The 14,537-nt window shown below is 65.5% G+C and carries 13 protein-coding genes; 9 read left to right on the forward strand and 4 right to left on the reverse strand.

Going from position 1 to position 14,537, the window contains the following annotated elements:
- The first annotated feature begins 89 nt into the window (after nt 1–89).
- The 3 genes from gabT (at nt 90) to ACRWNM_RS10530 (ending at nt 3,519) form a co-directional block, all read left to right on the forward strand.
- Nucleotides 90–1,439, forward strand: a complete 1,350-nt coding sequence (gene gabT, locus ACRWNM_RS10520; RefSeq protein WP_431966018.1) for a 4-aminobutyrate--2-oxoglutarate transaminase — start codon at nt 90–92, stop codon at nt 1,437–1,439.
- A 33-nt stretch (nt 1,440–1,472) separates the two neighbouring features.
- Nucleotides 1,473–2,927, forward strand: a complete 1,455-nt coding sequence (locus ACRWNM_RS10525) for an NAD-dependent succinate-semialdehyde dehydrogenase (protein ID WP_431966020.1) — start codon at nt 1,473–1,475, stop codon at nt 2,925–2,927.
- Nucleotides 2,928–3,111: 184 nt separating this feature from the next.
- Complete coding sequence (locus ACRWNM_RS10530) at nt 3,112–3,519, forward strand: hypothetical protein (protein WP_431966022.1); 408 nt, start codon at nt 3,112–3,114, stop codon at nt 3,517–3,519.
- Nucleotides 3,520–3,730: 211 nt separating this feature from the next.
- On the opposite strand, the gene ACRWNM_RS10535 is transcribed toward ACRWNM_RS10530, so the two are convergent.
- Nucleotides 3,731–4,219, reverse strand: coding sequence for a serine hydrolase (locus tag ACRWNM_RS10535; protein WP_431966179.1), 489 nt, complete (start codon nt 4,217–4,219; stop codon nt 3,731–3,733).
- Between the two features lie 370 nt (nt 4,220–4,589).
- Here ACRWNM_RS10535 and ACRWNM_RS10540 point away from each other — a divergent pair, with 370 nt between their 5' ends.
- From ACRWNM_RS10540 to ACRWNM_RS10550, 3 genes are read left to right on the forward strand one after another with little or no spacing between them, the layout of a single operon-like run.
- Nucleotides 4,590–4,766 carry a hypothetical protein gene (locus tag ACRWNM_RS10540; RefSeq protein ID WP_431966024.1) on the forward strand — a complete coding sequence of 59 codons (177 nt, stop codon included), beginning with the start codon at nt 4,590–4,592 and terminating at the stop codon, nt 4,764–4,766.
- Nucleotides 4,763–5,704: a hypothetical protein gene (locus ACRWNM_RS10545; RefSeq protein ID WP_431966026.1), complete on the forward strand. Its 942-nt coding sequence runs from the start codon at nt 4,763–4,765 to the stop codon at nt 5,702–5,704. Before ACRWNM_RS10540 ends, ACRWNM_RS10545 begins: the two co-directional genes overlap by 4 nt.
- A complete protein-coding gene (locus tag ACRWNM_RS10550) occupies nt 5,701–6,105 on the forward strand; it encodes a hypothetical protein (RefSeq protein ID WP_431966028.1) in 405 nt (134 codons plus the stop codon). Before ACRWNM_RS10545 ends, ACRWNM_RS10550 begins: the two co-directional genes overlap by 4 nt.
- A 126-nt stretch (nt 6,106–6,231) precedes the next feature.
- On the opposite strand, the gene ACRWNM_RS10555 is transcribed toward ACRWNM_RS10550, so the two are convergent.
- Nucleotides 6,232–6,903, reverse strand: a complete 672-nt coding sequence (locus tag ACRWNM_RS10555) for a TetR/AcrR family transcriptional regulator (RefSeq protein ID WP_431966030.1) — start codon at nt 6,901–6,903, stop codon at nt 6,232–6,234.
- A gap of 70 nt (nt 6,904–6,973) precedes the next feature.
- On the opposite strand from ACRWNM_RS10555, the gene ACRWNM_RS10560 reads away from it, so the two are divergent.
- Nucleotides 6,974–7,420, forward strand: a complete 447-nt coding sequence (locus tag ACRWNM_RS10560) for a VOC family protein (RefSeq protein ID WP_431966032.1) — start codon at nt 6,974–6,976, stop codon at nt 7,418–7,420.
- Nucleotides 7,421–8,199: 779 nt separating this feature from the next.
- Here the strand turns inward: ACRWNM_RS10560 and ACRWNM_RS10565 are convergent.
- Nucleotides 8,200–8,961, reverse strand: a complete 762-nt coding sequence (locus ACRWNM_RS10565; RefSeq protein WP_431966034.1) for a lysophospholipid acyltransferase family protein — start codon at nt 8,959–8,961, stop codon at nt 8,200–8,202.
- 315 nt (nt 8,962–9,276) lie between these two features.
- Here ACRWNM_RS10565 and ACRWNM_RS10570 point away from each other — a divergent pair, with 315 nt between their 5' ends.
- Nucleotides 9,277–11,172, forward strand: coding sequence for a TetR/AcrR family transcriptional regulator (locus ACRWNM_RS10570; RefSeq protein ID WP_431966036.1), 1,896 nt, complete (start codon nt 9,277–9,279; stop codon nt 11,170–11,172).
- A 183-nt stretch (nt 11,173–11,355) separates the two neighbouring features.
- Entirely contained in the window at nt 11,356–13,191 is a 1,836-nt protein-coding gene (locus ACRWNM_RS10575) for an acyl-CoA dehydrogenase (protein ID WP_431966038.1), read from the forward strand.
- Nucleotides 13,192–13,594: 403 nt separating this feature from the next.
- Here the strand turns inward: ACRWNM_RS10575 and ACRWNM_RS10580 are convergent, their stop codons facing one another.
- Nucleotides 13,595–14,518: a cation diffusion facilitator family transporter gene (locus ACRWNM_RS10580; protein ID WP_431966040.1), complete on the reverse strand. Its 924-nt coding sequence runs from the start codon at nt 14,516–14,518 to the stop codon at nt 13,595–13,597.
- Nucleotides 14,519–14,537: the final 19 nt, after the last annotated feature.

The raw sequence follows: 14,537 nt of genomic DNA on the forward strand, positions 1-14,537 counted from the left end.
CTTGCCCTAGCTCTGGCCCTGTCCAGATCCGAGCGGGACCGGCCCGCTCGGCACATGACAAGCAAACCCCAATCCACGAGGACGAATCCGTGACCGACTTGACCTACCGGCTGGCGCAGAAACGGCAGCTCGTCACCGAGCTGCCCGGCCCACGCTCACTCGAATGGGCTCGGCGGCGCCGCGCCGCGGTGGCGGCAGGCGTCGGCTCATCGGTCCCCGTGTACGCGGTCGATGCCGACGGCGGCGTGATCGTCGACGTGGACGGAAACTCGTTGATCGATCTGGGCTCCGGCATCGCGGTCACCAGTGTCGGCGCGTCGCATCCCTCCGTCGCCGCGGCTGTCGCCGAGCAAGCAGCGCACTTCACGCACACCTGCTTCATGGTCACACCGTACGAGGGGTACGTCCGAGTCGCAGAAGCGCTCGCCGAACTGACGCCCGGCGACCATGAAAAGCGTTCCGTGCTCTTCAATTCCGGTGCCGAGGCCGTGGAGAACGCCGTCAAGATCGCACGCCTGGCGACGGGACGCTCCGCGATCGTGACCTTCGACCACGCCTATCACGGGCGTACGAACCTGACGATGGCCCTGACCGCGAAGACCATGCCCTACAAGGCGCACTTCGGCCCGTTCGCGCCGGAGGTCTACCGAATGCCCGCGTCCTACCCTTATCGAGACGCGCACGGTCTGACCGGCCCGCAAGCCGCGCAGCAGGTGATCGACCAGATCGAGAAACAGCTCGGCGCCGACGCGGTCGCGGCAATCATCTACGAACCCATTCAAGGCGAGGGCGGGTTCATCGTGCCTGCGGACGGATTTCTGCCGACCCTGGTGTCCTGGGCCAAGAACAACGGGATCGTGTTCATCGCCGACGAGGTGCAGACCGGCTTCGCGCGCACCGGCGAATGGTTTGCCAGCACGCACGAAGACATCGTTCCGGATCTGATCACGATGGCCAAAGGCATCGCAGGTGGCATGCCGCTGGCCGCGGTGACCGGCCGGGCGGACCTGCTCGACTCGGTCCATCCCGGAGGGCTCGGCGGAACCTACGGCGGCAATCCGGTCGCGTGCGCGGCAGCACTGGCCACGATCGAGACGATGTCGCGCCTGGGCCTTCCCGCACGTGCCCGGGAGATCGAAGCCTTGGTCAAGCCGCGTCTGCGCAAGCTCGCGGACGAGATCGACATCATCGGTGAGGTTCGTGGCCGAGGAGCGATGCTCGCGATCGAGCTGGTCCACCCCGGCACCGACACTCCGGACCCCGTGACCACGAAAGCTGTCGCCGCGCAAGCATTGTCGGAGGGTGTCATCGCTCTCACCTGCGGAACGTACGGCAATGTGATCCGGTTGCTCCCCCCGTTGGTGATCAGCGACGACCTCCTCGACGAAGCGCTCGGCGTACTCGAGACCGCTCTCCGCTCAGCCGCCGCGGCGCGCTGAATACATCCAGAGATCAATCACGAGGACATGACCATGATCGAAACCAAAACGCTGCTCGCCCACCTACCGACATCCGTCTGGATCGGCAACAAGGAGACCGCGGCGGCAGCGGGCGGCACATTCGCGGTGTACAACCCGGCCACCGGTGAGGTGCTGCTCGAGGTCGCCGACGCAGGCGCCGACGATGCTGCGGCCGCTTTGACCGCCGCAGCCGCCGCCCAGCAGGAATGGGCCGCGACTCCCGCACGGGAGCGGGCGCAGATTCTGCACCGGGCATGGCAGATCGTGATCGATCGCCGTGACGAGTTCGCCCTCCTCATGACGCTGGAGATGGGCAAACCGCTCGCCGAGAGCCAGGGCGAGGTGAACTATGGCGCCGAGTTCTTGCGATGGTTCTCCGAAGAGGCCGTTCGCATCAACGGGCGCTACAGCGAATCACCGTCGGGCAACGGGCGCATCCTGGTGACCAAGGAGCCGGTCGGACCGACACTCGCCATCACGCCCTGGAACTTCCCGCTGGCGATGGGCACTCGCAAGATCGCGCCCGCGCTCGCGGCAGGCTGCACGATGATCGTCAAACCGGCAGCGGAGACCCCGCTCACCATGCTTCTGCTTGCCGAGGTGTTCCGCGACGCCGGGCTCCCCGACGGCGTGCTGTCGGTGCTGCCGTCGACGCATGCGGCGGAGGTGACCGCTCCCCTGCTCACCGACGCGCGGCTACGGAAGCTGACATTCACCGGGTCGACCGAAGTAGGCAAGATCCTGTTGCGGCAGGCCGCGACTCGAGTGCTGCGGACATCGATGGAACTCGGTGGCAACGCGCCGTTCGTGGTGTTCGACGATGCCGATGTCGACGCCGCGGTCGACGGAGCGATGGCAGCGAAGATGCGCAACATCGGTGAGGCATGCACCGCCGCCAACCGCATCTACGTCGACAACGCCGTGCATGACGAATTCTGCGCAAAGCTCACCGCCAGAATGAAAGCACTGCGGATCGGACCTGGCGATGTCGAAGGCACCCAAGTGGGTCCGCTGATCACCGACAAGCAACGCAAGCGTGTCGCCGCACTCGTGTCCGACGCGGTCGACAAGGGCGCTGTCGTCGCCACCGGCGGAGACAGCTATGGCGACACCGGATACTTCTACCACCCAACGGTTTTGACCGGCGTCTCCCCGGACGCGCGCATCCTCAGGGAGGAGATCTTCGGTCCTGTCGCGGCCATTGTCGGTTTCGACGGCGAAGCGGCCGGAGTGGCCGCCGCCAACGACACCGAATACGGCCTCGCCGCCTACATCTACACCAACGGTCTCGACGGCGCCCTGCGGGTTACGCGTGCCCTGCAGGCCGGGATGGTCGGCGTCAATCGCGGCATCATCTCCGATGTGGCAGCGCCATTCGGCGGAGTCAAGGAGTCGGGACTGGGGCGCGAAAGCGGTAGCGAAGGTATCGATGAATACCTCGAAACCAAGTACATCGCCTTTCCCTGACTGTTCCGGCCACCAAGGCAACGGATTGAGACGCACACCCGCTGGCATGACCGGAGGGCTGGGAACTACGGGGCGATCTGCTGACGAGGACGCAGTCCGCCGAGAACTCGATCTTGCATATACGTATACATCTACGTATAGTCATGGTTGTTGGGTAACAACGGATTCCAAGGAGCAAGCAACCATGTCCATCACCCTCACCGACCAGGACAAGCTCACCCTGCAGACCGCCGCGTACGGTGCCGTGTCGCTGATGTCGGCCGCCGCTGCTGCCGGTGGCTCGCCCCACAAGGCCGCCACCGACGGCAGCATCGCCCTGTCCTCGGCGACCGGCCTGGTCGGGCACGTGCTCGCCAAGCCGAAGGGCATGAAGCTGAATGGCAAGTCCGTCGCCGGACTCGCCGACCAGGTGCTGCCTGCGCTGACCGCCGCGGTGGGCCTGCTCGAGAAGCAGGATCGGGCGGAGGCCGAAAACTTCCGCAGCACTGTCCTCGTCGCCATCGAAGCAACCGGCCAGCGCCACAAGGGCGAGCCCAGTCCCACCATGGCCGACATGGCTCGCAAGATCACCGCGGCCCTCGACGCCGCTTGATCGGGACCGAGAACCGGCATCGGACCGGTGATCTGGGGCGATGCGTGTCGAGAGGCCGGGCAGAGCTCGTATTGGCTCGAACGCCACCTGACCGCCATCGAAGCGGGAGCGAATCCGCAAACCCCCACCCCACGGCATCGGCCCCGACGATCTTGTTGTCGGGGCCGATCAGCACGGGTGTCCGGAGGGGGTCACCATGTTCGATCGGGCCTCAGCGTGGGCACGCGGCGAGCAGCGCGGCACCGAGTGTTTGCTGCATCGTGGCGTTGAGCCGGTCGTTCGGGATGTCGGTGTCTGCGCCGGTCCAGGTCATCGCGGCAACCCGGCTGCCGTCGTAGCTGGCGATCAGATAGGACTTCGAGCCGATACCGTTACCGCGGTTGCCCCATAGCCGCTCGGGGTTGCCGCAGGGGTCGGTCCCCATCATGAAGGCGCCGAGCCCGTAATACCCGGACACCCCTGGGGTTCTCATCTGTGTGAGCAGTTCGGCGGAGATGAGTTCGCCACCGAACAGCGCGTGGCCGAAGCGACCGAGATCTGTTGCGGTGGAAACCATATAACCGGCGGGCCCGAACCATGACGGACTCTGTTCCGCCGCCGCAAGCCGTTCATGTCCAACGCCGGTGCCACCGTCGTCGTCGAGACAGGTGCGGCCACCGGATCTGCCGAGCCGCAGCCGACCAGCACCGCCGAAACCGATGCCAGCAACCCGATTCGTCGTACCACCGCGCTCATCGACGCTCCCCCCTCGCTAGACATCCACACCATAACCGTTCGGCGGCGCGGGTGTTCGAATCCACCTTTCGGATCGGGAGAGAGCGGCCTCGAACGGATGGGACGGCGCGCAACTGGTCTCCGGCGTGTTCGTGCGTGAATGTTGCTGGCCTACAGCGGCATCGGGCGTCGACACTGCTGGTGGACATGACCGGGAGCGTTCGCTGTCGGCGTGCCGATCACGTCGGGAGCAATTCTCGTGCAATGTACGGTGAGGTATGGAAATACGTTCGGACCGCGGGGAGTCCGATCAGCCCGGGGCATCGATAACCAGGTTTCGCCGTCCACTCGCGATCGTGGCCGGCATCGTGGTGGCGATGCTCGTCGCGGGCTTGCTGCCGAGCTGGTGGTGCGGTCGCGACGCCGATAGCTGGTTCCGTGGGGATCCGGCACGGGTGCGTGGGCTCGCCGAGGAGTTGGTGGCTTCGAAGTCGAGGATGATCGACGACGAGCCACGGGCTCGGCAGGGGTGATCGACGGCATGTGGGGGCTGCTCGCGCACCAAATGACCGCGCTGGGACTGGCGCAAGTGTGTCTGGCGCACCCCGAATGGCGGGAACGCTACGCCCCTGTCGTGACCCGCGCGGCAACCAAGAGTCTGTTGCCCGAGATGCGCTCGGTATTCACCGATGCCTGGCACGGGGAGGACGGAGCAATCCATCTCGACAGTGCGAACGGCCACGCCTATCTCTCCTATCCCGCCCTCGCGCTCGGGATGGCGCGCCTCATCGATCCGGCGTTTCCGGCCGACCTCGCGACGCGACATGACGCGCTGATCGCCTCCTACGAGCGGAGATTGCTCGCCTCACCGACCGGGCTGCTGGACACCTTTCCCGGCGAGGCCTACCCCACCGACGTGGCAGCCGTCGCCGCCGCGATCGCGGTCCACGGCCGCGCGACCGGCATCGACCACACAGCGGTCCTCTCGCACTGGGCGCAGCAGGTGCGCGCGGTACAAATCGATCGGGACACCGGGCTGGTCATCCAGCGCATGGGTGTGAACGGGCGTGCGCACGACGCCCCCCGCGCCTCGGGGACCGGACTGGCGGCTTACTTCGTGGGCTTCGCGGACCGCGCGCTCGCCGAGGAGTTGGCGACCGGGTTGTTCGGCCAAGAGCGAAGTTTCCTCGGCTTCAGTGCGATTCACGAGTACGGCGACGGCTATCACGGCGCGGGCGATATGGACAGCGGTCCCCTGATACTCGGGAAGTCGGTCGCGGCCACCGGTTTCGCGCTCGCCCCGGCCCGTTCCTTCGGTCACCACGACGTGTTCACCCGCCTGTATCGCACCGCAAACCTCGTCGGTTTGCCACTGCGGAGCGGGACCCGCTTGCGTTTCGCCACCGGCGGGGTGATCGGCAACTCCCTGCTACTCGCATTCCTCACCTCCGGACCGGAGCTGGCGCGATGAGACTTCCCGGTACCTCGTGGTTGCTCGCGGGCCTGCGGCTGATCCGTATGCCTCTGATCTTGGTCGTGTTGTATCTCGCCCTGCATCCGGTGATGACGGCGTTGTCGCAGCGACAGGGGTTCGGTTCGCCCGACGGCACCGGCCTGGACTACCTGGCCGTCAGCGTCGCGCTCCTGACGCTGCGCATGGCGCTACTGGTCGTCGTACCGGCTGTCCTCACCTACCGCGTTGTGGCGTACGCGGTTACGCACATCCTGCGCCGAACCGATTCGAAACCCCGCCCGACGACGTGGCTGGATCGAACGTCCGCGAGGCAGGCGAGGCGCCTCGCGTCAGGACCTGAGCGCCCAAAGATTCTGCACACGGGTTGTGACTCGACCGAGGGCTCGAGCGACCTGTAGCTTCACGAATGACATTGTGGCGAAACGGTTTTGGGTCGAGATTGATTGTTTTCACCCGCCGCGCCTGTCGGTGCCGGGCATGAAGCAGGTCGTGGAGATGTGCGATGCCGGTCGGACTGGTTACGGCTACGGCTGGGCTGGTCGTGATGGGGTGGTCGCGAAGTGCAGCCAGGTGTCGTACAGCCACTGCTGGTAGGTGGCGGGGTCCCAGCCGAGGGTGCGCGTGAGCAGGATGTAGGTTTCGGCTTGCCCGAGCGGGCCCGCGGTGGCGATGATCCAGTCCAGGTCGGCGTCGGGGTGCAGCATGCCGTCGGCGTGCATACGGCGCCAGATTCCGGCGATGTTGTCCTGGGTGGCGGTTCGTCCGGCCTGTGCGGCCTGTGCGATCAGCGGTTCGCTGGCCTCGGCTTGGACGGCGACCGCGATGAGCGCGGCGACGCGTTCCATGAGCGCGCGTGCGCCCTGTGCGTAGGTGGCGATCCGTTCGTGCAGGGTGGGGGCGGTCGCGGCGCGCAGGTGCCAGTCGCGGTGGGCCAGATCGACGTCTTGGGTGTCGCCGACGATCGCGACGTCGATAGCGCGCTTGAGCAGTTCGGCTTTGGACCCGAAACGCAGATACACCGTGCGTGACCCCACTTTCGCGGCGTTGGCGACCGCCGCGAGAGAAGTCGCGGCGTAGCCGTCGGCGATGAACAGCCGGGTCGCCGCGTCGATGATCTTCTGTTCGGTCTCGGCCTTGCGCGCGTCCCATAGCGGCGATGTCTTCTTGCTCGCCGGACCCTTGACACTCTCGCCCATTTACCGCATCCTTACTGCATTACTACAGTAATGCTGCACCATTACATTACTTCTGCAAAGGATAGCAGCGATGATTCCCACACTCGCTGGGGTGCATCACCTCAAACTTCCCGTCTCCGATCTGACGCGTTCCATCGACTGGTACCGCACCCGGCTGGGCTACGTCGTCGGCATCGAATTCCACGAGCAGGGCATCCTGATGGGCGTGGCGCTACACCATTCGGCAGGCGGTCCGATGCTCGGTCTTCGGCGCGACCCGGAAAAGGCCGCGGCGGCAGCGGGATTCGACTACTTCTCCATCGGCGTGCCGGACAAGACGGCGCTGGAAGCACTCGCGGCGAACCTGACAGGTCTCGGCGAATCCCACGCCGGGGTGCATTTCGCCACGATCGGCTGGATCCTGCCCGAGCTGCGCGACCCCGACGGGCACGAAATCCGCTTCTACACTGTCGAATCCCACACCGAACTCGGTGACCATCCCCTGGTCGTCACCGACGCCCGCGAAACCAATCAATAGCGATCCTGTACCCGCCGTTCACGCTTCATCGGCCGAAACTCGGCCGATGAAGCCATGATCTCGCCAACTCGCAGGACCATCACCGCTCGCATCAGCGCGCCACCTCTCGCTGGGACGCTGGTCGCCCCTGCGCCCGGCCAGGCGCAGGCCGCCGACGACTCGGGAGCCCGACCTCGGGCGAGCGCAATTTTCCGATAAGTACAACGCATCGACAAGGAGTCGATCATGGCATCCAGCACACAATTCGTCACCGCCCGTAGAGGTTTCCGCGCGATTGCAGAATCGCGCGATCGTTCGAAGCGACTCCGATTCCTGATTGCCTGCGCCGCAGTGATACCGGGGCTGCTCGTTGTAGGTCAGGGCACCGCCGAGGCGGCGGGGCCGTGCGCTCTCTGGGCATTCCCCGCCGACGGATCGTTCGCATCACCCAAAGCAACGGCTGGACCGTGACCTTCACGGGCGTCGGCCAACAGGTCACGTCACGAGCGCTGGCCACCTCGTCCCGCGCCACAATGATGGACGGGACGGTCGGCTGGCACTCGAACTGGGCCAACGGCAACACCCCTGCGGTGGTCAGCTTCACGATCAACTGGAGCAGCGGCCCTCAGGGCGACTACACGGGCACCCCGGACAGCAATGGTTTCGCGCATGGAACCACACATGACAGGAAGAATCGCTCGTCCAAGGCTTCGTGGGACTCGACAACGGCCTTTCAGTGCATATCGAGATCAGCTCGATAGTCGGGTGTGGCCTCGAGGTAGACCCGGGTTCAGCCTGAATCAGTAGCTTTTCACTGCGCCATCGACGGCCGATTGCAGTTCCGTACGGACGAAACGAGCGATTTCGATGGGCCGTGAGGGCAGTTCCAGCACGGGTCTACGGAAATAGAACGAGGCACTACGCACCTCCTCCTTGGTGGGTTCTATCGAGGGATCCAGACGTTCCCCGTAGCTGATGCCGATGCAGACCAGAGCGGGCGGCGCGCCCAGCTTGGCCGCCCGGAACGCGATGTGCCCGATGCCGCTGCCCACGGCCTGCACTCGGGCCGGATCGACGGTATTGCAGGTGCCCTCCGGGAAAAGCGCCAGATAGTCACCGCGGGTCAATCGTCGAGCGCAGACATCCATCATTTGCTGGCCTGCCGCGTTCACCGCGCGAATGCCGTGGTCCTTGCCGCGGAACACCGGGATGCCGCCCATCATGTCGATCTTGCGGCGCTGTTCGGGGTCGTCGAACAACTCGTCCTTTGCCAACATTCGTACCCGCCCGATGAGGGGGCGCAACGGCGAACACCAGGCCATGGCCGCGACGGCGTGCGGATCGTTCTGCGACAGGTGGTTGAGCGCGAAGATGGCGGGCTGCTTGCCGCGCAGTAGCTGCTGCAACTGCTCGCGCGCGCCCTCGTCGAATGTTACGCGCGGCCGGAACCGGTAACCCATCACCGCATGAGTCGCCAAGGCCCGCATTCGATTCTGGCGATGTCGCAGATAGTGCTCGTAGACGGCGGTGCTGTTTTCCAGAAGGACGGGCGGTTGGTGCATGGCGCGACACACTACCGAGCCGGTTTCGGCACCGACAGGCGACAAATCGCTGCCGCGCGCGCTCGTGGCGCCCGAGGGTGCGAGCCGGAACGGGCTCGTCGCACCGGCTCGAGACCCTGCCGATCCGGCTGCCCGCCGACCCGGTTCCGGCTCCCCCGGCACGCTCGATACATGATCACCCCTGCTCATACCGGCAAGATCACGCCTGCGGTATTCTGAATATCGTTGTATCCATATTTGGAAATTGTGGGTGCGCGACACCGCACCACCGGTCGCGCGACACAGGCGGACACCCCTTCGGTGAACGGAGAATCGGTGGCGAGAATCACACCGGCAGCGCGCGTCTACGGAGGCCTGTCCGCGAGCGAACGGCGGACCGAGCGCCGGAGCCGGCTCCGCGAAGTCGCGATCGAAACATTCGGCGCGGGGGTCGGATACCGCAACACCCGGCTGGCTGAACTCTGCCGAGCCGCTGGCCTGTCGACCCGGCAGTTCTACCAGGAGTACGACACGCTCGAAGATCTCCTGAGCGAATTGTACCTGCACATCAACGACATGGTCGAACAGCGCGTGCTCGATGAAGTCGGCCGAACGGTGGGACAACCACCGACCGACCGGGCAACGGCAATGGTGCGCGCCTATCTGTTCTCCCTTTGCACCGATCGGCGCTGCGCCCGGATTGCCTTCGTCGAAGTCGTCGGCGTCGGCGAGCGGATGGATACCCAACGCCTGCAGTGCCGGTCGCGGTGGCTGGACTTGCTCTGCGACATGTTCGACAGCTTCGCCGCGCGTGGGGAGATCGCTCCCCACGACTTCCGCCTCACCGCCACCACATTCGCCGGCGCGATCAACGGACTGGTGCACGACTGGGCAGTCGGCTGGATCGATGCCACCACGGACCAGCTCACCGAGAGCGCGTTGCGCATGCTCTTCGGAGTTCTCGGTATCCCGCATCGGACCGAACCACCGGCTCCCCCACTCGAAGCCGAGCACCCACCGGTGCGCCGTCGCCCACGCGATCGCCGGGCAACCATTCTCCGCGTAGCCGCCCGCGCTTTCGCCGAGCGCGGCTATCACCGCACATCGATGGCGGATATCGCCTCGGCGATCGGCATCACGCATGCCGCGCTGTATCGGCACTTCCGCACCAAGCAGGACCTTCTCGGCTCCTGCCTCCGCGAAAGCCTCGACTTGATCATCACCCGCGTCGACGCTGCGCGCGAAAGCTCCGGAAACGACAGCGGAGCGCTGCAGGAGCTGGTGCGGGTGACCCTGGAGATCCGGGGACTCGCCCGGCTGTGGCAGCTCGAATTCCGTAGCCTCACACAGGCCGACCGAGTGGGCGTCCTCTCCCGCGCGGTTCGCCTGACACAGCTCATCCGCGAAGCCATCCAACTCCGCCGACCCACCCTGAACACGACGGATCGCGAAGCACTGAGCTGGATCGCGCTGTCAGTGGTGACCAGCCCGTCCAACCATCACATTCAGCTGCCCACGGAGGTCTTCGCCACGGTGCTCGACTCCGCCATCGATGCGATCACCGGCTCCACCTTTCCCGGTGGCCGCTCCGCGTCCAGGCTCGATGTCACCGAGTTCGACGAGGCGGGAACGCCGCCCGGCTCCGAACCACGACCGGAGCAGATGATCATCGCCGCCGCACGGTTGTTCAACGAACGTGGCTTCGGCGCGGTGAGCATCGAGGACATCGGCGCTTCGGTCGGCGTCAGCGGGCCCGCGCTGTATCACCACTTCGCAGGCAAAACCCATCTCCTCAACGAGATCATCGACCGCAACAACGAATGGGTCGAGATCTATGCCCAGCGCGCACTCACCGAAGGCGGGGAACCATCGGCATCGTTGCGGCTCGTGCTGCGGTACTACATCCAGTTCGCCATCGAACAAACCGACCTGGTCGGCACCGCTGTCAGCGAGGTCGGGCACCTTCCCGACGATGCCGCGGCCAGGTACCGCCGCATCCACCGTGAAGGCAACATCGGCTGGGCACGCCTGCTGCAGTCACTGCGCCCGGAGCTGTCGATGCCCATGGCACGAGTGCTGATTCACACCATCACCACCGTCATCACCGATGCGGTCCGCAACCCTCGGCTCACCCGCCGCAACGACCTGGCCGACCTGCTGTGCGTCGTCGGCGAGCGGATCGCCCTCGCCGAGCTTCCCACTCAGTCTCAGTTCGAACTTTGCCACGAGTGACTTGGGACTGACTTCGCGCAGAAGCCGCAGGTCAGCGCCTCTACATACCGTCGAACAGGCTTATCGTAGTGTTACTTATGTTGCATGGACGCAGGCGCTGCGACATCATGGCTCCGCGGCGCGATGTGCGCTTCGTCAGCACCTGCCCGATCACGGCGGGTCTCGTCGAGAGGTGATGGGCCGGTGGGCCACTACAAGAGCAACGTTCGTGATCTGGAGTTCAACCTGTTCGAGGTCTACGGTCTCGACACCGTTCTCGATTCGGGCACCTTCGGCGACCTCGACGGCGACACCGTGCGCATGATGTTGTCCGAGGCGGCGAGGCTGGCCGAAGGTCCGCTCGCCGACCCGTACGCCGAAACCGACCGCAACCCACCGGTATTCACTCCCGAGACCCACTCCGTCCGGCTGCCTGAACCGTTCAAGAACGCCGTGCGCGCCTGGCAGGAGGCCGGCTGGTGGCGGGTAGCCAAGAGCGAGCCGACCGGGGGCGTGCCCGCACCCTCGATGCTCGGCTGGGCGATCAACGAGCTGGTCCTAGGCGCCCAGCCCGCGGCCTACCTGTACCTCACGGGACCGGTGATGGCGGATATCCTCGGTGAGATCGGGACGGTGCAGCAGCAGCGCTGGGCCGCTCGCATGGTCGAGCGCAATTGGGGCGCAACGATGGTGCTCACCGAACCCGATGCCGGTTCCGATGTCGGCGCGGGCCGCGCGAAGGCGGTCGAGCAGGAGGACGGTTCCTGGCACATCCAGGGCGTGAAGCGATTCATCACCTCCGCCGACTCCGACGATCTGTTCGAGAACATCCTCCACCTGGTGCTGGCCCGCCCCGAAGGAGCCGGACCGGGAACCAAGGGACTGAGCCTGTTCATCGTCCCCAAATTCCACTTCGACCACCACAGTGGGGAACCCGGCGAACGCAACGGCGTCTTCGTCACGAACGTCGAACACAAGATGGGGTTGAAAGCCTCGGCGACCTGCGAGCTGACCTTCGGCGGCCACGGCGTTCCCGCGGTCGGCTATCTCGTCGGAGAGATCCACGATGGCATCGCCCAGATGTTCAAGGTGATCGAGGAAGCCCGGATGATGGTCGGCACCAAAGCCATCGCCACCCTGTCCACCGGCTACCTCAACGCCCTCGACTACGCGAAATCCCGTGTCCAAGGCGCCGACCTGACCCGGGCCTCCGACAAGACCGCGCCGAAGGTCACCATCATCAACCATGCCGACGTCCGCCGCTCGCTCATGATGCAAAAGGCGTACGCGGAGGGCCTGCGCTCGGTCTACCTCTACACCGCAGCCCACCAGGACCCGACGGTCGCCCACCACGTCTCCGGTGCCGACGACGACCTCGCCGCCCGTGTCAACGACCTGCTGCTGCCCATCGTCAAAGGCGTCGGCTCCGAGCGCGCCTATCAATACCTCACCGAATCCCTACAAACGTTCGGTGGTTCGGGCTTCTTGCAGGACTACCCGATCGAGCAGTACATCCGCGACGCCAAGATCGACTCACTCTACGAAGGCACCACAGCGATCCAGGCGCAGGACTTCTTCTTCCGCAAGATCGCCCGCGACCGCGGCGTCGCCCTGGCCCACCTGTTCGACCAGATACACGCCACTGCCCAGTCCGACGCCGACGACGGGCGCCTCAAGAACGAGAAGATCCTGCTCACCCACGCTGTCGAGGACGTGCAGGAGATCGCGGGTGATCTCACCACGCACCTGCTCGCCGCGGGCGAACAGCCGAACGAGCTCTACAAGATCGGCCTCAACGCCGTGCGGTTCCTGCTCGCCGTCGGTGACCTACTCGTGGCATGGCGGCTCATCGTCGCCGCTGAAATCGCCCTCGCGGCACTCGATACCGACGTTTCCGCCGCCGACGCCGCCTTCTACCGAGGCAAGATCACTGTCGCCTCGTTCTTCACCACCACCGTCCTCCCCCACCTGACCGCCGAACGGGCAGTCATCTCCGGCACCGACCTCGCGGTGATGGAACTCGACGAATCCGGATTCTGAACCCGCACGCTTCCGGTCGGACCGCGTGCGGCCCGACCGGACATGGCAGGATCCATCTCCGCCACGGCTGACATCCACATGTAGGACCGAGGAACGTCACGTGATGCACCGATCCACGTTCGCGGACAGCGGTTTCCGCAGACAGCCGTCGCAGGTGGCGAGCAAGTGATGCGGGGCATATCGCGCATAGCCGTTCTTGCTTACTCAACCGAAATGTACTGCACCGCAAGTACTCCACGGATATCGGTGGAGCTGCGGTCACGTGCCGGGGTTGATGAGGATTTTGCGTTCCACCTGGCCTGCGGCGAGCCGGTCCAGGGATGCGCCGAGGTCGGCGAGTCCCACCGGGGTCTCGGCGAATTCGTTGCCGAGCAGCGGATCTGCGGAGATGGTTGCGGTTGGACTACCAAGGCAGTCGATCGCAGCGTTCGGCCGCGCTGGTGGGTTCGAGCTGCAGGGTGGCATGGTTGAGGTTGTAAGAGCCGGACAGGAGTTCCTGTGCCGCGACGAGCACTCCGTCGGGGTCGGTGTCGTCATCGATCGACAGATGCGCTGAGGCCACTTCCATCCCGGAGGTCAGTGTCCACACGTGCAGGTCGTGAACCTGCCGCACGCCGGTGAGGTTTTCCAGGGAAGTGCGGACCTCGTCGACGTCCATCCCAGCGGGGGCATGCTGGAACAGGATTCGCAATGCTTGCCTGCCCAGGTTGTAGGCCCGGGGCAGGACGAACAGGCCGATGCCTATACCGATGAGCGGGTCGGCGTAGCGCCACCCGAATAGCAGGGCCACCAGACCGCTGATCAGGACGCCGATAGAGCCGAGCATGTCGGCCAGGACTTCCAGGTAGGCGCCCCGAACGTTCAGGCCCTCCCCCGCCCCGCGGCGCAGCAGCAACAGGGCGGACACGTTCATCACCAAACCCACCACGGCGACGATGGTCACCGGAAGGCCCGGCACCTCCGGTGGTTCGGCCAATCGGCCGATCGCCTCGTACAGCACCCAACCCGCCACCGCGAACAGCAGCACCGCATTGAACAGTGCGGCAAGCACTTCCGCGCGATACATCCCGTAGGAGCGGTCGTCCCGTCGCGTCGCCCCTCGGGCCACCAGGATCGCCACCAGCGCCATCACGACACCCAACACATCGGTGAACACGTGCGCGGAATCGGACAGCAACGCCAGCGACGAGGTCGACAGCCCGACGACGAGCTGGGTCACGAACGTGACCAGACCCAAGCCGATCGCCAGGATCAGCCGACCCACATATTTTCCGGAGGCGCTACCGGCATCCACCGATGACACCCCGTGATCATGTCCTTGCCCCACCGTCGACCTCCTCGCTCAC

The organism is Nocardia sp. bgisy134 (genome assembly GCF_965341865.1).
Classification (GTDB): domain Bacteria; phylum Actinomycetota; class Actinomycetes; order Mycobacteriales; family Mycobacteriaceae; genus Nocardia.